This window comes from Microbacterium sp. NPDC056044 (genome assembly GCF_042267145.1).
Lineage (GTDB): Bacteria > Actinomycetota > Actinomycetes > Actinomycetales > Microbacteriaceae > Microbacterium.
Genome location: NZ_JBHJWZ010000002.1, coordinates 363,946 through 390,940 on the forward strand (window position 1 = coordinate 363,946; position 26,995 = coordinate 390,940).

The 26,995-nt window shown below is 71.1% G+C and carries 21 protein-coding genes; 12 read left to right on the forward strand and 9 right to left on the reverse strand.

All coding sequences use genetic code 11. The annotated features are described in order from the left end of the window. Positions 1 to 16 precede the first annotated feature (16 nt). Positions 17 to 862 (reverse strand): PhzF family phenazine biosynthesis protein, encoded by an 846-nt coding sequence (locus ACFC1I_RS06725; RefSeq protein ID WP_376007269.1) that lies wholly within the window; start codon positions 860 to 862, stop codon positions 17 to 19. A gap of 443 nt (positions 863 to 1,305) precedes the next feature. On the opposite strand from ACFC1I_RS06725, the gene ACFC1I_RS06730 reads away from it, so the two are divergent. Continuing rightward, positions 1,306 to 1,557, forward strand: coding sequence for a hypothetical protein (locus ACFC1I_RS06730; protein ID WP_376007271.1), 252 nt, complete (start codon positions 1,306 to 1,308; stop codon positions 1,555 to 1,557). Positions 1,558 to 1,654: 97 nt separating this feature from the next. Here the strand turns inward: ACFC1I_RS06730 and ACFC1I_RS06735 are convergent, their stop codons facing one another. The 6 genes from ACFC1I_RS06735 to ACFC1I_RS06760 all read right to left on the reverse strand — a co-directional run bounded on the left by ACFC1I_RS06735 (position 1,655) and on the right by ACFC1I_RS06760 (position 6,974). After that, on the reverse strand, positions 1,655 to 1,849 hold the full coding sequence (locus tag ACFC1I_RS06735) for a hypothetical protein (protein WP_376008013.1): 195 nt from the start codon (positions 1,847 to 1,849) through the stop codon (positions 1,655 to 1,657). Positions 1,850 to 1,932: 83 nt separating this feature from the next. Next, complete coding sequence (locus tag ACFC1I_RS06740) at positions 1,933 to 3,216, reverse strand: D-alanyl-D-alanine carboxypeptidase family protein (protein WP_376007273.1); 1,284 nt, start codon at positions 3,214 to 3,216, stop codon at positions 1,933 to 1,935. Positions 3,217 to 3,340: 124 nt separating this feature from the next. Next, entirely contained in the window at positions 3,341 to 3,937 is a 597-nt protein-coding gene (locus ACFC1I_RS06745) for a GNAT family N-acetyltransferase (protein WP_376007275.1), read from the reverse strand. Between the two features lie 123 nt (positions 3,938 to 4,060). Continuing rightward, complete coding sequence (locus tag ACFC1I_RS06750; protein ID WP_376007277.1) at positions 4,061 to 5,050, reverse strand: ABC transporter substrate-binding protein; 990 nt, start codon at positions 5,048 to 5,050, stop codon at positions 4,061 to 4,063. Between the two features lie 51 nt (positions 5,051 to 5,101). Next, positions 5,102 to 5,893, reverse strand: a complete 792-nt coding sequence (locus tag ACFC1I_RS06755; protein WP_376007279.1) for an amino acid ABC transporter ATP-binding protein — start codon at positions 5,891 to 5,893, stop codon at positions 5,102 to 5,104. A gap of 1 nt (position 5,894) precedes the next feature. Further along, positions 5,895 to 6,974: an amino acid ABC transporter permease gene (locus ACFC1I_RS06760; RefSeq protein ID WP_376007281.1), complete on the reverse strand. Its 1,080-nt coding sequence runs from the start codon at positions 6,972 to 6,974 to the stop codon at positions 5,895 to 5,897. Positions 6,975 to 7,181: 207 nt separating this feature from the next. Here ACFC1I_RS06760 and ACFC1I_RS06765 point away from each other — a divergent pair, with 207 nt between their 5' ends. From ACFC1I_RS06765 to ACFC1I_RS06785, 5 genes are all read left to right on the forward strand, one after another. Further along, complete coding sequence (locus ACFC1I_RS06765) at positions 7,182 to 8,237, forward strand: LLM class flavin-dependent oxidoreductase (protein WP_376007283.1); 1,056 nt, start codon at positions 7,182 to 7,184, stop codon at positions 8,235 to 8,237. Next, positions 8,234 to 9,547, forward strand: a complete 1,314-nt coding sequence (locus ACFC1I_RS06770; protein WP_376007285.1) for an LLM class flavin-dependent oxidoreductase — start codon at positions 8,234 to 8,236, stop codon at positions 9,545 to 9,547. Before ACFC1I_RS06765 ends, ACFC1I_RS06770 begins: the two co-directional genes overlap by 4 nt. 137 nt (positions 9,548 to 9,684) lie before the next feature. Continuing rightward, a complete protein-coding gene (locus ACFC1I_RS06775; protein WP_376007287.1) occupies positions 9,685 to 10,416 on the forward strand; it encodes a nitroreductase family deazaflavin-dependent oxidoreductase in 732 nt (243 codons plus the stop codon). A 58-nt stretch (positions 10,417 to 10,474) separates the two neighbouring features. Then, complete coding sequence (locus ACFC1I_RS06780; protein WP_376007289.1) at positions 10,475 to 11,188, forward strand: DUF222 domain-containing protein; 714 nt, start codon at positions 10,475 to 10,477, stop codon at positions 11,186 to 11,188. A 17-nt stretch (positions 11,189 to 11,205) separates the two neighbouring features. Continuing rightward, complete coding sequence (locus tag ACFC1I_RS06785) at positions 11,206 to 11,703, forward strand: hypothetical protein (protein WP_376007291.1); 498 nt, start codon at positions 11,206 to 11,208, stop codon at positions 11,701 to 11,703. 29 nt (positions 11,704 to 11,732) lie between these two features. Here ACFC1I_RS06785 and ACFC1I_RS06790 read toward each other — a convergent pair whose 3' ends face one another. Next, complete coding sequence (locus tag ACFC1I_RS06790; protein WP_376007293.1) at positions 11,733 to 13,061, reverse strand: M20/M25/M40 family metallo-hydrolase; 1,329 nt, start codon at positions 13,059 to 13,061, stop codon at positions 11,733 to 11,735. Between the two features lie 135 nt (positions 13,062 to 13,196). Here ACFC1I_RS06790 and ACFC1I_RS06795 point away from each other — a divergent pair, with 135 nt between their 5' ends. Further along, positions 13,197 to 13,958, forward strand: a complete 762-nt coding sequence (locus ACFC1I_RS06795; RefSeq protein ID WP_376007294.1) for a Pr6Pr family membrane protein — start codon at positions 13,197 to 13,199, stop codon at positions 13,956 to 13,958. A 253-nt stretch (positions 13,959 to 14,211) separates the two neighbouring features. After that, on the forward strand, positions 14,212 to 14,946 hold the full coding sequence (locus ACFC1I_RS06800; RefSeq protein WP_376007296.1) for a Pr6Pr family membrane protein: 735 nt from the start codon (positions 14,212 to 14,214) through the stop codon (positions 14,944 to 14,946). A 58-nt stretch (positions 14,947 to 15,004) separates the two neighbouring features. On the opposite strand, the gene ACFC1I_RS06805 is transcribed toward ACFC1I_RS06800, so the two are convergent. Then, on the reverse strand, positions 15,005 to 22,081 hold the full coding sequence (locus ACFC1I_RS06805; protein WP_376007298.1) for a DUF5979 domain-containing protein: 7,077 nt from the start codon (positions 22,079 to 22,081) through the stop codon (positions 15,005 to 15,007). A gap of 187 nt (positions 22,082 to 22,268) precedes the next feature. Here ACFC1I_RS06805 and argG point away from each other — a divergent pair, with 187 nt between their 5' ends. Genes argG through ACFC1I_RS06825 form a run of 4 tightly spaced genes read left to right on the forward strand, consistent with a single transcriptional unit; the run spans position 22,269 to position 26,941 of the window. Then, positions 22,269 to 23,711: an argininosuccinate synthase gene (gene argG, locus ACFC1I_RS06810; protein ID WP_376007300.1), complete on the forward strand. Its 1,443-nt coding sequence runs from the start codon at positions 22,269 to 22,271 to the stop codon at positions 23,709 to 23,711. A 52-nt stretch (positions 23,712 to 23,763) separates the two neighbouring features. After that, positions 23,764 to 24,405: a helix-turn-helix domain-containing protein gene (locus ACFC1I_RS06815; RefSeq protein ID WP_376007302.1), complete on the forward strand. Its 642-nt coding sequence runs from the start codon at positions 23,764 to 23,766 to the stop codon at positions 24,403 to 24,405. Beyond that, positions 24,402 to 25,091, forward strand: coding sequence for a hypothetical protein (locus tag ACFC1I_RS06820; RefSeq protein WP_376007304.1), 690 nt, complete (start codon positions 24,402 to 24,404; stop codon positions 25,089 to 25,091). The genes ACFC1I_RS06815 and ACFC1I_RS06820 overlap by 4 nt, the downstream gene beginning before the upstream one ends. Continuing rightward, the gene (locus ACFC1I_RS06825) at positions 25,088 to 26,941 is read left to right on the forward strand and encodes a YhgE/Pip family protein (protein WP_376007306.1); all 1,854 of its coding nucleotides are present in this window, start codon (positions 25,088 to 25,090) and stop codon (positions 26,939 to 26,941) included. The genes ACFC1I_RS06820 and ACFC1I_RS06825 overlap by 4 nt, the downstream gene beginning before the upstream one ends. The last annotated feature ends 54 nt before the right edge of the window (positions 26,942 to 26,995 follow it).

Below are 26,995 nucleotides of genomic sequence, written 5' to 3' on the forward strand. Positions count from 1 at the left end.
CGTCGCGCGGCCGCCGTCAGCCGATGCGCGCAGCCGCTCCCGACACGACGATCCCGCCCGTCTCGGCGATGTCCACGGTGAGCTCGCTCGGCCGCCCCACGTGGCTTCCCTGGAGGATCACGACGCGCCCGGGCGTCTTCACCACATCGGTGGCGCGCAGGTACCCGCCGGTCGCGGCCGCCGCGGCCCCGGTGGCCGGGTCCTCGATGATCGGGCCGACCGGGAAGACGTTGCGCGCGTGCCATCGGCCGGCGCTTTCGGGCCAGAGCACGATCATGGTCGCGGGCCAGTCCCGCGCGTCGAGCACCGCACGCGCCCGTTCGGGATCGATCGTGAACCCGTCGAACACGTCTCGGTCGGCGAGAACGACGAGCGGGTGCCAGTTGCCGCCGAAGGCCTGCACGGGGCGGAAGTCCGGGTGCAGATCCTGCTCCGACAGTCCGATCGCGCCGAGCACATCAGCCAGCGCCTCGGCGGGCAGCGGGGCGATGTCGGGCTCAACGCTGGTGAACGACACCCGCCGCCCGTCAGCATCGGTCGCGATCACGATGTCGACGACACCGACCGGCGTCTCGAACGAGATCGCTCCGTCGCCGCCGGTCTCGGCGATCGCCGCCGCCGCCGCAACGGTGGCGTGCCCGCAGAACGGCACCTCTGCGAGCGGCGAGAAGTAGCGGATCTTCCGGCCGTCCCCGTTACGAGCCGCGTTCACGAACGCCGTCTCGGCGTACCCGAGGTCTGCGGCGATGCCGAGCATCGCAGCATCCGTCAGTCCCTCGGCATCGAGGACGACACCCGCGGGATTCCCGCCCGCGGGGTCGGAGGAGAACGCCGTCCATCGCTGAATGTCGATCGAGCCCATCCGGTCACGATAGGTCCTCACGCCCGCGCTCGACCGCCAGCCAGCGTTCGATTCCTGCCGGTCGTGCACAGCCGGACCTCTTGACGGCACGGCCTGGCGGGTCTAGCTTGTTCGGCGTTCGGACCCATAAGTGAGGTTTCGGCATGCCCGCAGCACTGATCGTGACGTCCGCATTCGCGGACGAGCGTTTCGGCGCGCCCATGAGCGGAACCATCGTCACCGCCGTGCCGGTGACGATGGTCGTCAGAAACTCGTAGGCGCCGCGGGGGAGAACTACGCCCTCCGGAGGTCGCTCCGCGCTCGCGCGCACCTCCCTCTGTCTCGGTGAGACCTCGCTTCGGCGCGCCACACTCTCGCGCGCCGCCACGACATCCTTCGCGGCCGCCGGCGCCCGATCGGCACGGCTCGCCGCACACCGACGATCTGGAGAGGAACTCCGCATCATGCACATCATCGCTGCACCGCAGCGTCCATCGATCGCGCTCGAGCACCTCGGCCTCGCCGATCTGCCCGAGCACGCCAGACTGGTCCGCCGCCTCGCACGGGTGGCGGGACTTCGACTGCTCGCGTGGTCCACGCGTTCCACCGTCACCGACGATCGCGAGTCGATCCGGCGCCGGCACGACACGGAGACCGCACGCGCGGCACGCGAACAGCGCTGGCAATCCGACGCGCTCCGCCTTCCGGTGCGCTGAACAGGTGAGTGGGGACGGCGGCATCGCCGTCCCCACGCACCCCGCGCCCCGCCATCGGAGCGCAGACGCCGGGGCTCAAGGGTCAGACGTCAGCGGGTCAGGGGGTGCGGCGTCGGCGCCGCGCGAAGCCGATGCCGATCAGCACCACCCCGACGACGAGCACGATCGGCCCGATCGTCGCCCAGAGCGGGGAACCGCTCATCGCCGACCCGCCCAGCACGTTGAGACCCTGCAGGGTCCACACCAGCCCCACGGCGGCGAGGATCACGCCGGGCACCAGGAACGGCCACATTCGCTTCACGGTCCAGACCATAGTCCCGCGGCGTTCCGGGCGACACGGCCCTGGGTTCCGCGGCCCGACCGCCGCCCACGGGCCTACTTCCCGAGCTCCCCCGGGTTCATGAGGCGCCACGTGTCCGTCGGCGGCTCGATGGCGCCATCGATCTCGATCGGAACCGTCACGGTGTTCGGCCCGGCCGTCCACGTGATGCTGCCGACCACTTCGCCGTCGGTGTAGGTCTTCGGCGTGGTCGTGGTCATCTCGACCGAGATCGGGGTGTCGGACCACGTGAAGATCGTGACGTAGTCCGAGACGACGACCTGCGCCGACGACCCCCACGGGGTCGTGATCGTGCCGACCGGCTGATCGCGCTTCGCGACGGGGACCTCATGGAACCCGGAACGGATGCTGTCGATCAACGCCATCACGTCACGGTTCACGTTCGCGCGGGTCATGCCGCCGAGCACGACTCCGGTCACGCTGAGCGGCTCCGGCGTGCCGACCGGGATGGATGCGGTGAACAGCAGGTTGTAGGTGCCCTCACCGAGATTGCCCGTCTTGAGGCCGGTGATGCCGTTGCTGCCGAGCAGGTCGTTCGTGTTCTGCATCGCGCCCGGACCGGGAAGGCCGAGCGAGGGGGTCTTCGCGATGCTCGCGATGGTCGGATTCGCGGCGGCGAGCTTGCCGAGCGTGATGAGATCGGCGGGTGTGCTGGTGTTGCGCGCGTCGAGGCCGGTGGGCTCGACGATCGTCGTGCCGGTGAGGCCGTTCGCCGCGAGCCACTGCTGGGCGGCACCGCGGAAGGCCCACTGCGAGCCGAACGCCCACGTCGAGACGGCCTCCGCGTAGTTGCTCGCCGACGGGATGAGCATCGTCGCGAGCGCGTCGTGCAGCGACATCGAGCTGCCCGTCGGCATGGCCGCGATCGTCGCGCCCCGCACGTAGTACTGGTCGTAGAGGTCGTGGTCGGCCTTGCTGAAGGTGATGGTCGGGCCGGGGTCCGAGGCATCCGCCAGGGGATGGCGTTCGAGGATCACCAGGGCCGTGATGAGCTTCGTGATGCTCGCGATCGACTGCGGCTCGGCCGAGCCGCTCGCCGCCCAGATACCGCTCGCCCCCTCGCCGAGGTACTCGTCGCCGCCGGCGACCGCGATCGCGGCCGAGCCGGTGGACGGCAGCGAGACCGCGGCGGCAGCCGGCACCGTCACGGGCGGCGCCTGCGTCTCGACGACGGGGGCGCTCAGGGGTGCCGTCAGCGCCCACCACACGTACCCGCCGGGGACGGCGAGCAGGATCACGAGCACGATCGCGGTGACGATCCACCCGATGCGCCGGCGGCGGCACCGCGCCTGCGGGTCGACCCAGCCGCGGCCCAGCACCTCCCGCTCGTCGCTCAGCAGCTCGGTGAGGTCGTGGAACTCATCGGTGGGCTGCGGCGGCGTCGAAATGGGGGGCTCCCGTCGTGATGCTGCACCCCATCATGCATCATCGGGACTCCGCGTCTCACCCCGTGCCGGTGGCCAGGTCGTACCCGAAGGCGTAGAGCTCGATCCAGCGGCCGGGCTGCACTTCCACCAGGCCCTCGCGCTCCGAGAGCCGCACGAAGCCGAGCTTCACGTACAGCGCGTGGGCGCCGGTCATCTCGGCGCCGCTGTTCATCACGACGCGGTGCGACCCGCGCTCCCGCGCGAGGTCGAGCACGTGGCGGGTGAGCGCCTCGCCCACGCCCCGGCCCCTGGCGGCGGGAGCCACCGCGAGCTGGCGGAAGTCCGTCTCGCCGGGCTGGGCCATCTCCGACAGCGGCCGGCCGGGCCGTGCCACCCACACGGTGCCCAGGATCTCGCCGTCCGGCTCGACCGCGATCCACACATCGCCGTCGCTCGCGCGGGCAGCCACGTCGCGCATCGAGGCGACGTATTCGTCCGTCAGACCGTCGTAGCTCGCGAGGTAGGCCTGGGCGGTCACGTCGCCGGCGCGCGCATACTCTTCAGGGCGAACCGGGCGGATCGTCCACTTCGGAGACTCGGATGCTGCGTCCCCGCCGTGTGCGCCGGGCTCCGGTGAGCGAAGGTCGGCGCCGGGGCCGGGAATGCTGTGCATCATTCGACCGTAACCCGGGGCGCGAGGCCGGGGCGCAGAATCGGAGGTTCTCGGCGACGCGCCGGGGCGCAGCATCCACTTCCCGGCATGTCGTGCGGAACCTCCGATTCTGTGTCGCACGGGTCAGGACTTCGGCAGCCCGGGCGGGTTGATGATGCTCTCGTCGACGCGCTCGGACTCGAGGTCCCAGATCTCGAGGACCTCGTCGTACTGGCCGTTCTCGATGAGGTGGTTCAGCGCGATGCCGACAGGCTCGATGAGGCCGTTGCCCTTGGCGGTGGCGGCGGCGATGTTCGCGGTGAGCGGCCAGCCACCGGGCACGAGGCCGACGAGCTTCGTGTCACCGGTCTCACGGGCGGCCCACGCCGACGTCGCGTTCGGACCGAACGTCGCGTCGATGCGGCCCGACTGCAGGGCCAGGACCGTCGCGGCGTTGTCGTCGAAGTACTGCAGCTCGGCGGGCTCCTCACCGGCGGCGGCGAGCTCTTCGTTCCAGGCGAGCAGCACCTGCTCCTGGTTCGTGCCCGAGCCGACCGCGATCTTCAGGCCCGAGATGTCGGCGGCCTCTTCGATCTTCTCGATGTCGCTGTCGCTCTTCACGTAGAAGCCGAGCAGGTCCTCGCGGTAGCTGGCGAAGTCGTAGAGCTCCTTGCGCTCCTCGGTGACTGTCACGTTCGACGTGATGAGGTCGTACTTGCCGGACTGGATGCCGAGGGGCCAGTCCGCCCACGCGACCACGACAGGGTTGTACTCGAGGCCGAGGGCGTCGGCGATCAGCGCGCCGATGTTCGGCTCGGTGCCGGCCGGGTCGGGTTCGCCCTCGGGGATGTAGCCCAGCGGCGGGACATAGGCGGAATGCGCGACGGTCAGCTTGCCCGGCTCGACCGGCTCGAAGCCGCTCGCCTCGAGCGCCTCGACGGCCTCGGCGACGGGCTCGTCGAGCCGCACCCACTGGATGTCGTCGGTCGCGACGTTCGCCTCTTCGGTCGTCTCGGGAGCGGCCGCCTCGGCGGGCTGGTTCTGGTTGACGCCCCAGACGATGCCGACGACGATCGCGGCCACCGCGACGGCGCCGACACCGATCGCGATGCCCTGCTTCTTGCTCAGTGCCATGTGATTGCTTCTTTCTCTTCGGGTGAGGACTCGACGGCGCGAGATCTCGGTTCAGGCCAGGACCTTCGCGAGGAATTCCTGGACGCGGGGGTTCTTCGGGCGCACGAGCACCTCGGACGGCGGGCCCTGCTCGATGACGCGGCCGCCGTCGAGGAACACGACGCGGTCGGCGACCTCACGGGCGAACCCGACCTCGTGCGTGACGATGACGAGCGTCGTGCCGAGCTGCGCGAGGTCGCGGATGACGTCGAGCACCTCGCCGACGAGCTCCGGGTCGAGCGCGCTCGTCGGCTCGTCGAAGAGGATCACCTTGGGCTTCAGAGCCAGGGCACGCGCGATCGCGACGCGCTGCTGCTGGCCGCCCGACAGCTGCCTCGGGTAGTGCCCGGCCTTGTCGGCGAGCCCGACGCGGTCGAGGAGGCCCAGCGCGAGCTCGCGAGCGTCGTCCTTCGAGAGCCGGCCGAGCGCGATCGGCGCCTCGGTGACGTTCTCGAGTGCCGTGAGGTGCGGGAACAGGTTGAAGTTCTGGAAGACGATGCCGATCTGGGTGCGGCGCTCGAGCACCTCGCGCTCGCACAGCTCGTACAGCTTCCCGCCGCGCAGCTCGTAGCCGATCAGCTGGCCGTCGACCGTGACCGAGCCGCGGTCGACGCTCTCGAGGTGGTTGATGGTGCGGAGCAGCGTCGACTTGCCCGAGCCGCTCGGCCCGAGGATCGCGACGACCTCGCCCGGCTGGACCGTCAGGTCGATCCCGCTCAGCACCTCGATGCCGCCGTAGCTCTTGTGGACGTTGTGGATCTTGACGAGCCCCTTGGTCGGGGTCTCGGTGACGGTGGTGCTCATGTCAGCGCCCTCCGAACTTCGCGTCGTTGCTCGGACCCTGCTGTGCCGCAGTCGTCAGGGGCGCGGCATCCGTCCGCTCCAGAGGAGGCGGAGATGAACCCGAGTCGCCGAGGCGGGCCCACTGCACGGCGATCCAGTGGCGCGCCCGCTGGACGGGCGTCGGGGGCAGCACGCGCACCGTGCCGCGGGCGTAGTGCCGCTCGATGTAGTACTGCGCGATGCTCAGGATCGTCGTGATGATCGTGTACCAGACCACCGCGACCAAGAGCAGCGGGATCACGCGGCTGTTGCGGTTGTAGATCACCTGCACGGCGTAGAACACCTCGGGGATCGCGATCACGAACACGACCGACGCGCCCTTGACGAGGCCGATCACCTCGTTGGTGGCGTTCGGGACGATCGAGCGCATCGCCTGCGGGAGGATGATGCGGGTCAGCCGGCGGCGGGGAGGGATGCCGAGGGCCGCGGCCGCTTCGAGCTGGCCCTGGTCGACCGACTGCAGTCCGCCGCGGATGATCTCGGCCGAGTACGCGGCCTGGTTGAGGCTCAGCCCGAGGATCGCGGCGGCGAACGCGCTGATGAGCTGCACGGTGGGGAACTCGACGATCCAGAAGTCGGTCGTGAACGGAGTGCCGAGGCCGAGCGTCGGGTAGAGGTAGCCGAGGTTGTACCAGACGATGATCTGCACGACGAGGGGCACCGAGCGGAAGAACCAGATGAACAGCCACGCCGCCGAGTTGAGAAGGGGCGACTTCGCGAGGCGGGCGAGCGCGAGGAGCGTACCGAGGAAGAAGCCGATCGTCGCCGAGATCGCGGTGAGCGCCAGGGTGATGCCGACGCCCTGCAGCACCGGTTCCGAGAGGAAGTAGTGGGCGAAGACGTCCCACTCGTAGTTCTCGTTGGTCACGAGCGACCACGCGAACTGGGCGACCACGAACAGCACGACGAGGCCGATCGACCACCGGAACCAGTGGCGGGTGTGCACCACGCGGAGGGCGCCGAGGTCGACGCGCGACGACGCCGCGGACGACGGCGGTGCGGCCTTGGCGGCGCCTGCCTGGCGCGGGAGGGTGTCGGTCATGAGGGGCTCCTCGGTCGGGGCGCGGGGGTCTCGGGGGTGCAGCTCGGTGCGCCGGTACGCCGAAGGTAGGGCCGTGATCGCGGGGTTGCCGAGCCGGCGAGGGCCCCGGCCGACACGGACCGTGACGGTGTGCAACGCGGCGTCACACTCCGGAACGAGGCGACGCACGTGGTCGGGCCGTGCGGCCCGGGACCTACCGTGGCTCGCATGACCGACACCCCGTTCGCCATCACCCTCGAGCTGGACGCCCACGGCGCTCACCCCGCGGCGTCCGGCGCTTCCACTGCGCTGTCACCACGCCTTCTCGCCGCCCGCGTCGCGGACGCCGAGCGCTTCGGGTTCACCGCCGTCACGTTCGACGACTCGCCGCTGCCCGTCGGCGATGCGGTCGCCCGGCTCGATGCCGTGCAGCGCGCCGCGTTCGTCGCGCCCCTCACGTCGGCGATCGGGCTGGTGCCCGTCGCGCACGTCGCCTACAGCGAGCCCTTCCACGTCGCGACGCAGCTCGCGAGCCTCGACTGGGCCTCGAACGGACGCGCGGGCTGGATCGCCGCGGCCTCCGGATCCGCGCGCGAGGCCGCCGCCTACGGACGCGACGCGCTGACCGACGCCGAACTCGCCCGTGAGCGCGACGACGTCATCGAGGTCGCGCGCCGGCTCTGGGACTCGTGGGAGGACGACGCCGTCATCCAGGACGTCGCGACCGGCCGCTACCTCGACGCCGACCGCCTCCACTACGTCGACTTCGAGGGCGAGCGCTTCACGGTGAAGGGTCCGCTAATCACGCCGCGCCCGCCGCAGGGGCAGCTGGTCGTGCTGGCGCCGGCCGGTGCGACGGGTGCGGATGTCGCGCTGGTCTCGGGTGCCGATCCGGCGGAGATCACGGATGCTGCGGCCCGCGCGCGTGCGGCGGGCGCGGCTCTCGTCTGGGCCGAGGTCGAAGTGGTGCTCGATGCCCGGGGCGTGTCCGCCGCCCGACGGCAGTCGGCGTTGGGGCCGTGGCCGGAGGCCGGGCTGCTGCGCTACGCGGGTGGAGCGGACGGTCTGGTTGAGCTGGTCGCGGAGCTCGCAGCATCCATCGACGGCGTCCGCCTGCGGGTCGCGGAGCTCGATGTCGATCTCGAGGAGGTGGGGCGCGCGGTGCTTCCGGCGCTGCGAAAGCGGATCGGGTTCCGCTCGCCGCGCGCCGGGGAGACCTTGCGCGACGCGCTCGGACTCGACAGGCCCGTCAATCGCTATGCCGCCGTGAAGGAGTTCGCATGACCACGCCCCGTCGCATCCAGTTCGGTGTCTTCTTCCAGGGGGTCAACTTCGGAACCATCTGGTCGAGCGACCGCAGCGGCTCGCAGTACGACTTCGAGTCGTTCCGCCGCATCGCGCAGACCGCCGAGCGCGGGCTCTTCTCGGCGTTCTTCCTCGGCGAGGGCCTCCGGCTGCGTGAGCACTTCGGCCGCGTCCACGATCTCGATATCGCCGGCCGGCCGGACGCGCAGACGCAGCTCGCGGCGCTGGCCGCCGTCACCGAGCGCATCGGCCTCGTGGCGACGCAGAACACCACGTACAACGACCCCTACGACCTCGCGAAGCGCCTGAACTCGCTCGACCTGCTGAGCGACGGTCGCGCCGGCTGGAACATCGTCACGACCGACAACGCCTGGACCGGCGCGAACTTCCGTCGGGGCGGCTACCTCGAGCACGCCGACCGCTACCGCCGGGCGGCGCAGTTCGTGGCCGCGGCGCAGCGGCTGTGGGATGCCGGGGCCGACGGCGTCGGGACGCCCGTCAGGGTGGGCGATCAGCTGGTGTCGTTCGAGGGCCCCGCGCCGCTGCCGCCGAGCGCGCAGGGCCGGCCGGTGCTCTTCCAGGCGGGCGACTCCGACGAGGGCCGCGAGTTCGCCGCGGCGAGCGCGGACGTCATCTTCTCGGGGCATCCGGGTCTGGAGGACGCCGTGGCGTTCGCCGCCGACGTACGGCGCCGGCTGCCGCGTCACGGCCGGAGCGAGGACGACCTCAAGTTCTTCCCGGGTGCGCAGTTCATCCTGGGCGCGACCGACGCCGAGGCCCGCGAGAAGGCGGAGTGGGTCACGCGGGCGCAGGTGTCGCCGCAGACCGCGATCCGCTTCCTCGAGCCGGTCTGGGGCCGCGACCTCTCAGAGTTCGACGCCGACGGTCCGCTGCCCGACATCGACCCCGTCGTCGACGAGGTGGACGGGCAGCGCGGGTCGCTGTTCCAGGGCCGCCGCGCGGTCGAGACGGCGCGCGAGTGGCGCGAGAGCGCGGCCAGCGAGGGCCTCTCGATCCGCGAGTTCGTCATCAAGCGGTCGTCGCTGCGCACCTTCGTGGGCGGATACTCGACGATCGCGGACCGCGTGCAGCAGTACGTGGACGCAGGCGCAGTCGACGGGTTCAACGTCTCGCCCTACCTCGTGCCCGAGGGGCTCGACGACATCGTCGACGGGCTCATCCCCGAGCTGCAGCAGCGCGGCATCTACCCGACCGAGTACGTGGGCACGACGCTGCGGGAGAACCTCGGGCTGCCGGAGGTCGGCGAGCGGGCGGAGCTGGCGGCGTAATCCGGATCGGGGTCTGGAACGGGCCCCGGACCTGCTGATCGACGAACCGTGACGGGCGGTCGACCGCCGTGATCTCGGAGGTCATCGTCCACCCGGCCCTCTGGTACGCCGACCGGTGCCGACCGTAGTGTGGGCCCGTGTCGGTCTGGTCGGTCGTCAGAAGCGCCGTCGGCGCCGCGTTGCTCGTCAACGCCGTGCCTCACGGGGTGAGCGGTGTCGAGGGACGGCCGTTTCCCAGCCCGTTCGCCGATCCGCCGGGTGTCGGCCTGTCGTCGCCGCGGGTGAACGTGGCGTGGAGTGCGGGCAACGCGCTCGCGGGGCTGCTGCTGTTGCGACGTGGTATCCGTTCGCCCGGCGAAGCTGTCGGGGCGGCGGTCGGCGCCGTCGCCATGGCGATGACGGTGTCGTACCACTTCGGCGACGTGCTCGCCGGAGGCAGTGGCCTTCGCGGCTTCTCGGTGCGGCGGTCGGCAGGAGGCTCCGGACCACCGCGCGCGCTCGTGAAGGTCACGGAACCCCTCGCGAACGCCCTCGCCGGTCGCCGCTGGTTCCCGCTGTGGGCGGTGCTGCACCATCGTGGGCGCAAGACCGGCACGGCGTACGCGACGCCCGTCGCGATGGTGCCCACGGTGGATCCGGCGCTCGTGATGATCGGCCTGCCGTGGGGCCGGAACACGAACTGGGCGCGCAACGTCGTCGCGGCGGGATCCGCTGAGCTCGCGTGGTCGGGCGCGACCCACTCCGTGTCGTCGCCGCAGATCGTCGACCCGGCGGAGGCGGCGGATCTCGCGAAGCCGCTGTTCCGCTCCATCGTGAAGCGGATGCCGGCGGCGATCGTGCTCCGGCGTTCGCCCGGGTCGGTTGCCTGACGTCGGCTTCGGGAGTCGCTCGCACCTTCGGAGATGTCGTAGGTATGTTCTAAAGTCGGTGCACTCCTACCCTTTGGTGCTGGCATCGATGGAGCGCGCCCACATCACCGAGCGGCACGCCGAGATCCTGGTCTCCGCAGTGAACGAGCTGGAACCAGAGTTCCGCACGCGGGTGCTCGAGCCGGGCCTTGCGCTGGCCGAGGCGGAGCCGGTGGGCACGTTCCGCCGCAAACTGCGAGCTCTTATCGACATCGTGCGGTCAGCGACGCTGACCGAACGATACGAGCGCGCCGTCACGAAGCGGCGGATCGCGGTCGAGCCCGACGACGACGGGATGGGGTGGCTGCATCTCTACGCCCCCATGGTCGCGATCACCGCGGCGCAGTCACGGGCGACCGCGATGGCCAAGGTGATCAAGGCGGGCGACGGCGACACCCGCACCCTCGACCAGGCTCGCGCAGATGTCGTGCTCGACCTCCTCATCGACGGGGTTGTCGAGGCTCATCCTGAGCAGGCCCGCGGTGTGCGGGCGACGGTGTTCGTCACGGTCCCGGTGCTCGCTCTCCTCCACGAGTCCGACGCCTCCCGCGCGGCCGCGGGCATCGAACCGCCAGTCGTCGAGGGGATCGGGCCGATCCCGTTGCCCGAGCAGGTCGCCGGTTCGGGCGGTGCGATCCAGTGGACGTCGCCCTCGGGCCGCCGGTACCTAGTCGAGCCGGAGCGCACCGTGCCCGTGTTCCGGGCCGTGGACTGCGGCGACGCTCCGTTCTGACCGTTAGCCTGCTGTCGATGAGTTTCGATGTGGAGACCTGCAGCGCGAACGCGGTGGCCTGGGCGCTCGGGCACGAGGGTTCGAACGAGTACGCGACGCGCTGCCTGGCGTTCGTCGAGGACGCGATCGAACGCTCGAACGACCTCGAGATGTTCGGCGGCGACGACGCGGCGGAGTCCGCCCGTCTGTACGGTGCGTCGGCGAACACGGGGGCGCCGCTCGCCGATGCGTTGGTGTTCTACGAGAGCGTGGGCGAGCTCTTCGGCGAACGCCGGGATTGGGGCCACGTCGGCCTGAGCCTCGGTGACGGCCGCGTCGTGCACGCGTGGGATCGTGTGCGCGTCGACGAGTACCGCGCCCTCGAGGCGTTGATGCCGGCGCCCGGCTGGGAGCCGCTGCGCTGGGTCGGCTGGGTACCGCTCAGCCGCGCGCTCGAAGGCGCCCGCCCGCGGACGTGGGACGAGGATCCCGCTGCGGCCGCCGCGAGGATGCAGGCCGAGCGCTTCGGCGGCTGACAGGCCTCAGCACGCGTCGGCTCGGTCGTTCACGCCGTGCGCAGGATCCGCTCTGTGACCCGCGCCGAGAAGTACAGCGCATCGACGGGCACGCACTCGTCGGCGGCGTGGAACTGCGCGAAGACATCGAAGTCGCGGGGCACGCGCAGCGGGACGAACCCGTAGCCGTGGATGCCGAGCTTCGCGAAGTGCTTGTTGTCGGTGCTGGCCGGCAGCAGGTACGGCACGACGACACCGTCGGGGTCGTCGACCGAGATCGCGTCCTGGAGGACGCCGATGATCGGAGCGTCGACCGGCGCCTCGGTCGCCGACCACCACCGGCCCTCGCGGATGTCGATGTCGTCGCCCACGAGCTCGCGCAGACCCTCGCGCAGCGCGTCGTCCTGGCCGGGGAGGATGCGGATGTCGAGCCGCGCCGCGGCCTCAGCCGGGATGATGTTCGTCTTGTCACCGGCGTCGAGCACGGTCGGGGTGGCGGTGTTGCGCGTCGTCGCGCCGACGAGCGACGAGACGAATCCGAGGCTCTCGAGGTCGTCGGCGAGCGACTCGTCGGTGAACGCGAGACCGCGCGCCTCCCCGAACACGTCGAGGAAGCGCTGCAGCGCGGGCGTGCGCACCACGGGGAAGCGGTGCTCGCCGACGGCGGCCACGGCCCGAGCGAGACGCACCACGCTGTTGTCGGCGGTGGGCCGCGAACCGTGCGCTGCGCGCCCACGAGCGCGCAGCGTCGACCACGCGACACCCTTCTCGCTCGTCGCCACGAGGTACGCACGACGGTCGTCGCCCGGCTCGTCCACAAGCGGCACCGAGAATCCGCCGACCTCGCTGAGCGCCTCGGTGACGCCCGCGAACAGGTCGGGCCGGTTCTCGACGAGCCAGCCGGCACCCCACACACCGCCGCTCTCCTCGTCGGCGAGGAACGCGAACACCAGGTCGCGCCGCGGCACGATCCCCTCGCGGGCGAAGTGCCGCGCCACCGCGAGGATCGTTCCCGCGTAGTTCTTCATGTCCACGGCGCCGCGGCCGTAGAGGTGACCGTCCTCGATGTCCGCGCCGAACGGCGGGTGCGTCCAGTCCTCCTCCTCGACAGGCACAACGTCGAGATGCGCGTGCACGAGCAGGGCACCGGCATCCGGATCGCTGCCGGCGAGGCGCGCGACGAGGGAACCGCGACCCGGGCGCGACTCGACGAGCTCCGACCCGATGCCGACCTCGGCGAGGCGCTGCTGCACCCATCGCGCCGCCCGGGTCTCGCCGTCGCCGATCGTCGCGGCGACACCGGTGTTCACGGTCTCGATGCGGATCAGGTCGCGCACGAACTGCAGCGCCTCGTCCTCCAGCAGCGTCGGCACGGGCATCCTCCTCGATCGGGCAGGGCGGATGACCCGCCGCGGCCGAGGCTAACCCGACTCATCGCCGCGACGCGCCGACCCGCGCCACGCGGAGTCACACCCCGACGCTCCGCGACACAGCCCACTCGATATGGTGGGCCCATGACGCGCACGCGGGGATGGGCGACGACCTGGACGGTACTGCGACTCGCGATGGCGGCGGTCACCGTCGCGGCGATCGTGGCTCAGCTGACGAAGTCGGTCGGCACCGCCATCGAGCTCGGCCGCGACGTCACCACGACGATCGCGAACTTCTTCAGCTTCTTCACGATCCTCTCGAACGCCTCCGCCGCGATCGTGCTCGCCTGGATCGCGCTCTGGTACCTCTTCCGGGGGCGCCGACGGGAGACGGATGCCGAGCCCCGCGGTCTCGCGGTCGCGCTGGCGTGCGTCAGCACCTACATGATCATCACGGGCATCGTCTACAACACGCTGCTGCGGAACATCGAGCTGCCGCAGGGCAGCGAGCCCATCCCCTGGTCGAACGAGGTGCTGCACCTGATCGGCCCGATCTTCCTGCTGCTCGACGTGCTGCTCGGGCCGCTCCGCCGCGCGCTGCCGTGGCGGAGCCTCTGGGCCGTGGTCGCGTTCCCGATCGTGTGGGTGGTCTACACGATGATCCGCGGAGCCCTCGTCACCAACCCGGTGAGCGGCGACCCGTTCTGGTACCCGTATCCCTTCCTCAATCCGAACAACCCCGGCGGATGGCCGTCGGTCGTGATCTACGTCATCGGGATCGCGCTCGCGATCGTCGCCGTCGGGGCGTTCGTGGTGTGGTGCGGGCGGCGCCGAGGCGCACTCGCCGGGGCGCCAGATGACGCCGGGGATGCAGCATCCGTCCCCTCCTCCGTCGTCTCGGACTGACCCCGGACCGGCGGTTCACCGGGGGTGAATCGTGTCCCCCGAACGGCGGACAGGCCCGGAGTTCCGCGGCTTTTGTCGAGGTTGTCCACCAAATGGAGGACACGTTGTAGCTTCCGCACAACGCCGGATCGCGGGCGCGCGTTTTCCGCGCTTCGCCGGCACAAAGGTTTGCCACACCCCCGCATCGACAGGAGTACATCTGTGCTCGGGGCAGAACCGACACGCAAGGGCGTGATGTCGAAAGGGGTGGGACATGCACTGGGCATGGTTTCGAATCGCCGCGGCACTCACCGGGATCTCCGGAGTCGTCGCTGGGTTCATCGTCAACGTAGACCGCGCAGCGCGCCAGGGCGAAGGCCTGGGCGATGTGCTGGCGAACTACTTCAGCCTGTTCACGATCGTGTCGACGGTGCTCAGCATCGTCACGCTGTTCGTGGCCGCGTCGTGGGCGATGCGGCACCCGGCCTCGGCGCGTGAGCCGTTCGGCATCGCGCTGGCCCTCGCCGCCGTCACGGGACCGGTGCTGCTGCTCGGGCTCGTCTACAACGCGCTGCTGCGCGGACTGCCGTCGGCCGTCGCGCTCGGCGACTCCGCCGGCATCGCGATGCTCGACAAGTACGCGGCCGAGGTGCTGCACGTGGTCCTGCCGATCTACTTCGTGCTCGACCTGCTGCTGGCCCCGCGCCGCCGCGCGCTGCCCTGGTGGTCGCTCGCGGTGCTCGTCGGCTACCCGCTGGCCTGGACGACGTACACGATGGTCCGCGGCGAGCGCGTCGCGAACCCCGACGGCACGACGCCCTGGTGGTACCCGTACCCGTTCCTCGACCCGCACGGCGCGGGCGGCTACTCGTCGGCGTTCGTCTACATCGGGGTGATCCTCGCCGGGTTCCTGGCGATCGGCTCGATGATCATCCTCATCGGCCGGTACCGCGACAAGCGGGCCACGCGCCACGGCGCACCGGCCGCGCACCACTCGCTGATGATCTGATCAGCGTCGGGGGGAGGCCGGCGGTGGGCGGGTGCGATGACGCACCCGCCCACCGTCGTCAGACGCTCCGGCCGCGGCGGCGGACGAGGACGATCGCGAACACGCCGGCCAGGATCGCCAGCGCTCCGATCGCTCCGAGTCCTGCCAGCCGGGCGCCCTCGACGCCGGTCGCCGGCAGCGGGCTGTCGAACCTGTTGTCGACGGTGATGGATGCTGCGTCCTCGCCGCCGACCGTCACCACGGCGCGCTGCGCGCCCTGGGGATCCGCCGGCGTGTAGGTCACGGCATCCGCTCCCCCGCTCGAGGTCTCGGTCACCGCGCATTCGGCACCCACCGGCAGGTCTTCGTAGATCACCGGGGTCGCCACCGTGAGCGCGCGCGCGGCGCCGCCGGGCACCTCGATGACGGAGCCGTTCCACGTGCACGCCGCGGTGACCTCGAACGTGTCGCCGCGGTGCAGCGACGCGTCGCCGCCCGACACGGTCTTGGCGACCTCGATCTGCCCGATGTCGAACGTGTTGGTCACGGTGAGGCCGGTGTCACCTTCGACGATCTCGACGGTCTCGACCGGCTCACCGTCGCCGTCGGCGATGGTCGTCGCCTGCGCACCGCCGGTGTCGGTCTCGGTGAGCGTGCACTCGAGGCCGATGAGCAGCGGCGACCACGTATACGTGTACGGCACCTCGGTGTCGGCGCTCAGCACCTGCCCGGCGCCCGGGATCTCGACCGGCTCGCCGTTCTGGTCGACGCACGCCAGCAGCACGGTGAACGGCCCTGCGCCCCACAGCTCGGCGCCGTCGCCGTCGATCACCTTGGTGACCGTGAGCGATCCGGCGTCGAACGTGTTGACCGCGGTGATCACCACCGGCTCCCCGCCCGACCCGATCTGGAACTCCGGAGAGTCGATCGACGCGGAGGTCGCGCCGCCGTCGTCCGTCTCGCGCACCGCGCAGTTCGCGCCGGCGGCCACATCGTCGACCTGCGTCTCGTAGCCGTTGCCCTCGTCGAGCGTCAGGAAGCCCGCCCACACGATGCGGGGCGTGCCGCTGCCGGTGTCGAGCGTGCACACCGCGGCGAACTCGAACGGGCCGGCGCCGAAGTCGTCGACGGCCGCACCCTCGCGCTCCTTCACGATGCGGAACGATCCCACGCCGAACGAGTTGGTCGCGAGCACCTCGACCGCGATCCCTTCCTGGATCGCGACGTCCACCGAGGTGCCCTCGACGGGCTCGGCGGAGTCGCCGTCCACCGTGACCTGCATCGTGGTGCCCTCAGCGCCGAGGTCGTCGGTCTCGGTGATGCTGCACATCGCGTCGACGGGAAGGCCGCTCAGCGCCCACGACTCCTCGGGAGTGAGCTCCGCCACCATCGGCTGGTCGGGTCCGTAGCCGTCGGCGTATGCCGGCCGGCCGTTGAACTCGCACGTGACTTCGAAGGCGAACGGGCCGTACGGGATCGCGTCGCCACGGCTGTCGACGGCATCCGAGTCCACCGCCTTGCGAATGCGCAGGTCCGCGACGTCGTAGATGTTCTCCACGGTGACGAGCGGGATGTCCTCGGTGTCGAGGGCGACCGTGGCGGTGCCGATGTCGGTCTCGGTCTGGCCCCACCGCCCCTCGGTCGCAGTGCACTCGGCTCCGAGCGGGAGGCCGTCGATGACGACCGGGTCGGCGCCCGGCACGAGATCGATCTCGGGCAGGCCCGCGATCGGCTCCCCGTCGACAGTGCATACGAGCTGCACCGGGAAGGAGCCGGGGGCGAACTCGGCGGCCGGTCCCGACACGATCTTCTCGAGCGCGATCGACCCCGTCGGGTACGCGACGCCGACGCGGCGGCCCTCGGTGGCCGGCACGAGCACCGTCGCGTCGCCGCTCAGCGCCGCGCCGCCGGTCGAGATCGTGTTGTAGGCCGTCGGCTGGTCCTTCTCGATCTGGCGGTTCGGCGACGTGCGAGTCTTGAACTGGAGCGTGAGCGAGTCACCGGGCTCGAACTTCTCCTTGCCGGGGAAGTCCACCGCCACCTTGACGCTGCGCACGATCGACGGGTCGACGGTGTCGTCGAGCGGGAGCCACGCGCCCGGCCCGCAGGGCGTGCCGACGGGGTTGAGATCCGCGGTGCACGGCACCGACGCGGTCGAGTAGAACAGCGAGATCTGCGCATTGGGCGGCGTCGTCGGATCGACGATCAACGCAGCCTCACCCGCGTACGTCGGCTGCCACTCGCTGCCGCGCGGGATCACGACGATCAGGCCCTGGTCGCCGGGGGTCGGCAGGTTGTCGATCGAGACGAGCCTCGAGATGGGCACCGTGCCCGCGTTCGTGACGCGCAGGCGCCACGTTTCGGTGTCGCCCGGCAGCGTCAGCGGCACGCACGGGTACCGGTAGAAGCCGTCGGCGTTCGCGGTGCCCTCGCACGTGAAGTTCGCGTCGTCGCTGCGCACGTTCGGCACGTCCGACAGGTTCGGCGGGTTGTCGGCGCGCACCGACTTGACGGTGCTCAGCGCCGGCACGGCCAGCGGGCGCACGGTCGCGGTGTCGGCGCACAGTCCGGTGGCCTCGTCGTAGCTCGGCACGCACTCGTCGAGCGGCTCTGCCACGTCGATGGTGGCGGTGTTGGTGACGGAGTCGTTCGGGGTGAGGCCGGGACGCAGCATCATCCGCAACGTGATCGTGTAGGTCTGGCCGGGCTCGAGCACCGACCCCTCGGGCATCGTGAAGACGATGCTCGTGCCGAGGTCCTGCACGTCGACGTCGTCGGGATCCGTCGGCAACGGGTCGCCGTTCGGCGGCGTGGGCGCGGCGCCGGCGAGCGCGAACGACCATGGCGGCACGCTCGGATCACGGTCGGGGTTGAAGATCAGCTGCGGCTCGCCGCCGGCCGTCAGCGGCAGTTCGTCGGTGAAGACGATGTCGGTCAGCGCCCGCTCGCCGGTGTTCGTGTAGGCGAGGGTGAACGGGATCTCGACTCCGGGCCGCACGTCGCCGGTCGGCGATTTCACGACGTTGACGGATGCCTCGAGATGCAGGTTGCGGTACTCGGCCTCGGCCGAATCGTCAGCGGTGAGACGCTGCCCGAGCCCGATCTCGGCGGAGACGCCGTCCACCCGCACGGTATCGAAGAAGATCCCGGCGTCCTGCTCGCCGGGGGCGGGGACCTGGTCGTTGCGCGTCGTCGGCGTGGGCTCGCCCGTGCGCAGGTCCGGACGCCGCTCGACGAGGAACGGCACGTTGATGACCGGGTTGACGGGGTTCTGCCAGCCGAGCTCCGTCGCCGACCAGAAGTTGAAGCGGAGACCGTGCAGCGTGCTCGGCGCACCGTCGAGGAACGCGATCGCCGCCGCGACAGACAGGTCGCCGGTGCGGGACATGCACGTCCACGTGCCGCCGACGGTGCCGGCGATCACGTCGGCGTCCGTGAAGTCGCCGCCGTCGAGATAACAGGCCTGCACGCGTGCCACGGGTGGCGGCAGCTGCCACAGCGGATCGGGGCCGACGAAGTCCATCGCGTTCCAGAACGTGGGGTCGTCGTCCGTCATCTGGATCGTGTACGCGCGGGCCGAACCGCCGGGCTGACCGGTGAGCGTCACGGTGACCGGCGAGAAGTCGTCCTCCTTCTGCGCGTTCGGCGAGATCGTCTTGCCGGCGTAGACCGAGAACGTCGGCTCCTCCAACGCGATCGACGCGCTCGCGTCGTCGCACGCGAACCGGGCACCGTCCTGCGGCGGGCATTCGAAGAAGGGGTCCACATCCGCGATGACACCCTCGGCGGTGTTGGCGATCGGCGAGTCCGCGACCGACACGCGCTCGGTCGTGCCCTGCCAGTTCGCCCGCAGCCGCAGGTCGAACTCGACGACGCCCGCAGCATTCGAGGCGATGCGTCCGGTGTAGGTCACCTGCACGCCCGCGACCTCGCAGGGGATCGTGTTGGGCACCAGGGCGAGCGCCTCGCCCCGTGTCAACTCGATCGGGCCGCCCGCGAAGCACGACAGCGTGACGACGGTGTCGGTCGCACCCGTCGGCACGTCGATGCGGACGAAGTTGTTGAAGGTGAAGGCCTGGAACGGGTCCTGCCGCCGGTCGGTCACCGAGCCGGGGGCGGTGTCGGTGATCTGGAGCATGTCGACCTTGGCCGGGGTCGTGTTCCGCGTGGTCACGGTGATCCGGCTGAGCGGGTACTGGCTCGGCAGGACGCTGGGATCCGTCGGCACCGCGAGCGGGCCACCCTGCCAGTTCTTGTCGGTCGTCGTGGTGAGCGGGACGTCGACGATGATGACGTCGTCCTGATCGTCCGCCGACAGCGGGTCGCCGCCGCCGGCCGGGAACCCTGTCGCGTTGGCGGTGTTGCGTACGACCCCGGCGGTCGGGAGGTTGTAGAGCTCGTCGCCCAGTACGGCGGTGCCGTCGCTGCGGCGCTCGTCGCGCACCTGCCAGACCAGCGTGACCGGCCGCTCGTTCGAGAACGATCGTGCGACGCCCGAGCCCACCGGCGGGGCGGTCGGGTCGCCTGCCGACGCGGCGGAGCGGTCGGGGCTCTCGACGAAGGTGAGCTTCACGCCCACGGTGGATGCGCGCTCGGCCGTCGTGAGATTCATCCCCGGAAACTGGCCGATGCAGAGGGGACTGCACGGGTTGTTCGTCGCGGTGACCCAGTCCGAGCCGTCGTAGAGCTGCACGGCTTGCACGGCGTCATACGCGATGAGCGGATCCGTCGCCGTCGTGATGGCGTCGATGCGCGTCAGGTCGAACGAGTTGAACAGCGACGCCGTGATCGCCGTCGTCTCCGGCGCGGCGATGTCGGTGATCTCGACACGCTCGAGGTTGGAGTACCCGCCGGTCGACCAGCGCAGCGTCGACGGGATCGTGTCGCCCGAGCGCGCGATCACCGACTTGAGGCCGCCCGAGCTCGACGTGCCGAACTCCTTGTCGATGAGGTCGCCGTTGCCGGCGCCCGGGGGTACGAGCTCGAGCACCGGGCAGTCGTCGGGCGGCAGCACCGCCTGCCCGTCGGGCACGCCCGGGTTCGCGCTCGAGGCGTCGGTCTGTGCGCAGTTCGGCACGAAGGTGCTTTCGTCGTCGCTGAACGGCGGCACCTCGGAGTAGCGGCCGTCCGCGCGCAGCGACGACGTGAAGTTCGGGGCGAAGTCGGTGCCCGGCGCGAAGCCGCCCGCGTCGCCCGTGTAGTCGTAGACGAACCGCACACCGCCTGCGACGTCGCTGACCTCGGGGGCCACCTGCTGCGAGTAGATGGTCGGCCCGTCGATGGGTCCGGCGAGCGGCTCCCACGTGCCGGTCGTCGTGTCGTAGTACTCGATCGTCAGCGTCGAGTCGGCCGGCACCGGCGTCTGCGTGATCGCGGTGAGGTCGAACGCGTTCCACCACGGGTCGCCCTCGACCGGGTCCTCGGGATCCTGGATCACGACCTGCTGCGCCCGGCCCGTCGTGCCGGTGGGGTCGTCGGGCGGCGACGGCCGCTCGGTGAGGCCGCCGTTCAGGGTGACCGTGACGACCTCGCCGGGCACCGCGAGGATCGGCGTCGGGCGGATCTGCTTCGAGATGTAGGGCTCGATGACCTCGTCGTAGATGTAGAGGTCGTCCCCGGCCTCCGCCGTGCCGGCGGCTCCCGCGTTCTCGCCATCGACGGCGATGAGGTTCGGGACGGTGAGCGGCAGCCCGGTGAGGTCGGGATCAGTGTCGACCGTGAACGGGATCTCCGTCTCACCGCCAGGGACGATGCCGCCGGTGAAGGTGAACTCGAACGCCTCGACGTCGGCGGGGTCGACCCCGTCGGGAAGGGCGGGAACCGTTCCGTTGTCGAACGGCACGGTGACGGTCCCCCCGCCGCCGGCCAGCGTGTACGTGACCTCACCGGACGTCGCGCCGGCCGGCCAGTCCACCGGTCCGGTGAATCCGCCGAACGTGTAGGCGTCGGGGAACGTCCCGGTGGCCGGCTCGCGGATCGTCAGCGTGTCGATCGGGATCGTCGAGGTGTTGCGGCCGCCGATCATGACCGTCGTCGAATCGCCCGCGATCACCAGATCGGGATCGAAGGCCTTGCTCGCCGCCACTGTCACGGTGTTCTGGCGGAGCGTGAACGAGGCGTCCGCCGCGCCCGTGGCTGTCTCGTCGCCGATGGCGACCGTCGACAGCACGTCGTTCGGCACCGAGGTTCCGTCGGGCTCGGAGGCCGCAGCATCCGTCACCGCGAGGTTCAGGGCGACGGAGCCCGAGGCGCCCGCGGGGATCGCCCCGTGGAACGTCACGCGGGTGCCCTTCACGTCGTCGGCCGAGACATCGGCGGGCAGCGCGCCGCCCGGGGCGGCGATCCAGTCGGGCGCGACGTACACCTCGTACGTCGTGAGGGCGGGGTCGGCGCCGGGCGGCGGCGTCACCGTGCCGAACGAGCTGAAGGCGAGCGAGTCGAAGGGGTTGGTCGGGGCGTCCGGGTCGACGGGGTCCTGGATCGACAGTGACTCGACTGTCGCGTTCGACGTGTTCGTGCCGCCGAGTGCGGCCGAGACCGCGGCACCGGGCGTGGCGATCGCCTCGGTCGGCGTGAACGCCTTGCTCGCAGTCGTCGCAAGCGCGAGGGGCACGACCGGTGTGACGGGCGCGACGGCGTCGTCGTCGGCGAAGTTCACGCCCTCGATCGTGGCCTCGTTGATCACAGGGGTCCCGCTGACGTCGTACGAGGCGTCGGCGGGCAGCTGCGCGGTGATCTCGACGATGCCCGTCGTGTTGTCGAGGATGCCGACCGTGCCGTCGCCGAGCGGGGTCGTCCAGTTCACCGTCACGGTGTTGCCGTCGATGACCGGCTCGGCGGCGGTGTTGGCGCCGCCGCCGACCACCGCTTCGACGACCACGAACGGCGCCGGCACCACATCGGTGAGCACCGCGCCGCGGCAGCCGAGGTCGGTGATGGCCGAGCAGCCGACGGTCAGCGTGTAGGTGAAGGTGTCGCCCGGTGCGATCACGGCGACCGACGCGCCCTTGTCGAGGGTCGCCACGGCGGTGATGTCGCCCGGTTGCGGATCGGGCAGGACGGGAGCGGCGAGGGCCGCCGGCGCCACCAGCGTCGCCACGGCGACGGCGAGGATCGTGACGGATGCTGCGATCCTTGAGCGCGCTTTCGAGAACAAGAGACCCCCCGGTCCCACTGTCGCTGCTACGAATGGGCCGGTCACATATCCAAAGTCACGACCGGATTCCTACCTCGCGGTCAGCCTAGCCAGGACTCGACGCGCCACGCCAGAGTTACTGGCGTTACTGGTGTGACGGACGACACTTCGGGGGGCAGCATCCGTCCCTTTAACTAGACTTGAGCGCATGTCGAAGGTCCTCCAGTCCCTGCCCGTCGGCGAGCGCGTCGGCATCGCCTTCTCGGGAGGACTTGACACCTCCGTGGCCGTCGCGTGGATGCGCGACAAAGGTGCGATCCCCTGCACCTACACCGGCGACCTCGGTCAGCCCGACGAAGACGACATCGACGCGATCCCGAGCCGCGCGCTGGAGTACGGCGCCGAGGTCTCGCGCCTGGTCGACTGCAAGCCCGCCCTCGTCGAAGAGGGCTTCGGCGCCCTCGCGTGCGGCGCGTTCCACATCCGCTCAGGCGGCCGCACCTACTTCAACACGACGCCCATCGGCCGCGCCGTCACCGGCACGCTGCTCGTGCGGGCCATGAAGGAGGACGGCGTCGACATCTGGGGCGACGGCTCCACCTACAAGGGCAACGACATCGAGCGGTTCTACCGCTACGGCCTGCTCGCCAACCCCGCCCTGCGCATCTACAAGCCCTGGCTCGACGCCGACTTCGTCACCGAGCTCGGCGGCCGGCAAGAGATGAGCGAGTGGCTCGTCGAGCACGGCTTCCCCTACCGCGACTCGGCCGAGAAGGCGTACTCGACCGACGCGAACATCTGGGGCGCCACGCACGAGGCGAAGACCCTCGAGCACCTGAATGTCTCGCTCGAGACCGTCGAGCCCATCATGGGCGTGCGCTTCTGGGACCCGTCGATCGAGATCGAGACCGAGGACGTCACGGTCACCTTCGAGGCCGGCCGCCCCGTCGCCCTCAACGGCGTCGAGTTCGCCGACCCGGTCGCGCTCGTCTTCGAGGCGAACCGCATCGGCGGCCGCCACGGCCTCGGCATGAGCGACCAGATCGAGAACCGCATCATCGAGGCGAAGTCGCGCGGCATCTATGAGGCCCCGGGAATGGCGCTGCTGTTCACCGCGTACGAGCGCCTGGTCAACGGCATCCTGAACGAAGACACCCTCGCGACCTACCACGAGCAGGGCCGCCGCCTCGGCCGCCTCATGTACGAGGGCCGCTGGCTCGAGCCGCAGTCGCTCATGCTGCGCGAGTCGATCCAGAAGTGGGTGGGCTCGACGATCACTGGCTCGGTGACGCTGCGCCTGCGCCGCGGCGAGGACTACACGATCCTCGACACCACTGCCCCGCGCCTGTCATACCACCCCGACAAGCTGTCGATGGAGCGCGTCGGCGACGCCGCGTTCGGCCCCACCGACCGCATCGGCCAGCTCACCATGCGCAACCTCGACATCGCCGACTCGCGCGTGCGCCTCGAGTACTACGCGTCGAAGGGCCTCATCGGCGGCGCCACCGGCGAGCTCGTCGGCCACCTCACGCAGGGCGAGGCGGGCGAGATCACCGAGAGCGCGACCCCGCTGTCGGCCGCGGGCGAGGAACTCGCAGAGGCGACGGATGCTGCGAACGAGGCGTCCGCGTTCGACCTGGGAACCGACTGAGTCATCGTGCATTAACTTGCACACCACTGTGCAAGTTATCTAACGTGGAGGCATGACCTCCCCGACCGATGCGGCGCGCCGTCCGCGGCGCGATGCCCTCGAGAACCGCGCGGGCATCCTCGCCGCGGCTCATGTCGCCCTCGCGCACGACCCCCGCGCGTCGGTCGACGCCATCGCCCGGCAGGCCGGCCTCTCGCGCCGCGCGCTCTACGGGCACTTCGACGACCGCGACGCACTGGTGCGCGAGCTCGTCGCGCAGGGCGCCGCACGCTTCAACGCCGTCGCCGCCGCGATCGACGACGCCGACGCGCGGGTCGCCCTCGCCCGCCTCGCCGCGGCCCTGTGGACCGAGGCCGCACACGTGCAGGTGCTCGCGGCGATCGCGCTCGACGAGGCGCACCTCGACGAGACCGCGACCGCCCTCGCGCCGCTGCGGCGCACCGTCGTGCGCATCGTGCGCGAGGGCCAGGACGCCGACCTCCTCCGCACCGACGTCGCCGCACCGACCCTCGCACGCCTCGTCGAAGAGACCGCGCGCACCGTCATCACCCGCATCGACGCCTCGTCCCCCGCCGCGCGCGACCTCGCGGTGCGCGCCGTGCTGAGCATCGCCGGACTCTCGTGGCGCGAGGCCGACGCGCTGCTCGCGCAGCACCCCGAGATCCTCACCGGTCCCGAGGCGGCGAGCGCGTGAGGGTCGAACTCGACGCGGTCGGCAAGGGCCGCCGCGAGCACGCCCTGCCCGTGACGTCGGTCGCGTTCGAGTCCGGCGTCGCGACCCTCGTCGCCGCCGAGACCGAACAGCGCCCGACGGTGCTCGGCCTCGTCGCGTCGGGCCGCATGCGCCCCGACACCGGCCGCGTGACGCTGGACGGGAGGACGGATGCCGCAGGCCTCCGCCGCCGGATCGCCCTGGTCGACGCACCCGAGGTGTCCGAACCCGAACCCAACGTCACGCTCGGGGGCGTCGCCGCGGAGGAGCTCATGTTCGCCGGACGTCGCTCTGACCCCGTCGCCGTGCGGCGCTGGCTGGATGAGCGGGGCCTCGGGGACGAGGCATCCGTCCCCGTCTCGAACGTCGACCCCGCCGGCCGCGTGCGCGCGCTCTGCGAGCTGGCGGTGCTGCGCAAGGGGGTCGAGGGGATCGTGCTGGTCTCGCCCGACCGCCACGGCGGCGAGCCGGCGACGTGGTGGGCGGTCGCCGAGGACTTCGCGAACCGCGGGTACGCGGTGCTCGTGATCGCCGGGCAGGCGTCGCAGGGGGTGGCGCGGCCACCGCTCGCCGCGCGATCGAGCAACGCGTCAGGCGAAGCGCCCCGGACCATCGGACGGCCCCGGCTCCCCCGCTTCACCGCCCCGACGAAGGGGGGCCGGGCATGAAGGTCCCACAGATGATCCTCGCCGAACTCCGGCGCCTGACGTCGACGCGCATGTCGCTCATCGCGCTGATCGCGCTCATGGTGGTGCCGATCCTCTACGGCGGCCTGTACCTGTGGGCGAACCGCGACCCCTACGGCCAGCTCGACCAGGTGCCGGTGGCGCTCGTCGTCGCCGACACCGGCGCCGAGCTCAACGGCACCGCGCGCAACCTCGGCGACGAGGTCGCCGAGGAGCTCATCGACGACGGCACCTTCGCCTGGCACCGCGCCACCCTCGAGCAGGCCGACGCCGGCCTCGACGACGGCAGCTACGACTTCGCGATCGAGCTGCCCGCCGATTTCACCGCGGCCATCGCGTCGATCACGAGCGGCGACCCCCGCACGGCCGACATCGTGCTGCACACCAGCGACGCCAACAACTACCTCGCCTCGACGATCGGCACGCAGGCGGTCGAGCGCATCCAGGCGACGATCACCGAGAAGGTCGTGGCCGAGGCGGGTCTCACGATGCTCGACGCCCTCGACACCATCCGTGTGCAGTTGACGGATGCTGCGACCGGCGCGACGCAGCTGGTCCACGGTCTCGCGCAGGCCGGCGACGGGGCGTCGCAGCTCTCCACCGGTGCCGCGCAGCTCGCCGACGGCACGGCTCAGCTGCGGGACGGCGCGGCCCAGCTCTCGGACGGCGCGTCCCAGGTCGCCGACGGTGCCACTCAGGTCGCCGGGGGCAGCGCACAGCTCGACGCCATCGCCGATCGCATCGGCGCGGCATCCACGTCTGCCGTCTCCGTGCTGCCGCAGGTGCGCGAGGGCATCGCCGCGAAGCTCGCCGACGCCGGTCTCGACCAGGCGCGGATCGACGACGTGCTCGCGACGCTCGACCCGGTGGGTGACCGGCTCGATGCCGTCGACGACCGCGTGCAGGGCGCGGTCGCGCAGATCGACCGGCTGAACTCCGGCGCCCAGCAGGTCTCGGCGGGCGCAGCGTCCGTCGCGGCCGGCTCTGCCACGCTCGCCTCCGGCACGGCGACCGCGGCCGACGGCGCGGCACAGCTCCAGGGCGGCGCCGCGACCCTCGACAGCGGAATCACCCAGCTCGAGGACGGCGCGACGCAGTTGCGCGACGGGCTCTCCGAGGGCGCCGCCCAGCTCCCCTCGTACGACGCCGACACGCGCCATGCGCAGGCCGACACCCTCGCCGCCCCGGTCGACGTCGAGCGCTCGTCGCTCACCCAGGCGCAGAACTACGGTGCCGGCCTCGCGCCGTTCTTCGCGGCTCTCGCGGGCTGGATCGGCATCTACGCGCTCTTCCTCATCGTGAAGCCCGTCTCGAAGCGCGCTGTCACGGCGCTGCATTCGCCCCTCCGCATCACGCTGGCGGGTTGGGCCACCCCCGCCCTCCTCGGGGGCGTGCAGATGCTCGGCCTCTTCGGCGTGCTGTCGCTCGCGCTCGGCTTCTCGTTCGCGCACCCGCTCGCGACCCTCGGAATCCTGCTCCTGGCCTCGGCCACGTACGCCGCGATCGTGCTCGCGCTCAACGTGTGGCTCGGCTCGGTCGGGCAGTTCCTCGGCCTCGTGCTGATGGTGCTGCAGCTCGTGACCGCCGGCGGCACGTTCCCCTGGCAGACGCTGCCCGCGCCGCTCGCGACGCTGCACCACGTGCTGCCGATGGGCTACGTCGTCGACGCGATGCGCCAGGTCATGTACGGCGGCAGCGCCGACCGCGTGTGGCTGGACCTCGCCGTGCTCCTCGCCTGGCTCGTCGGCGCCGGCGTGATCGCCGCGATCGGCGTCACGCGCATGACCCACTTCCGCACGCTGCGCGACCTGCAGCCGAGCGTCATCGGATAACGGTCCAGGGCAAGAGCCAGGTCGGAGGGAGAAAACCGAGGGCGATTCGGCGCA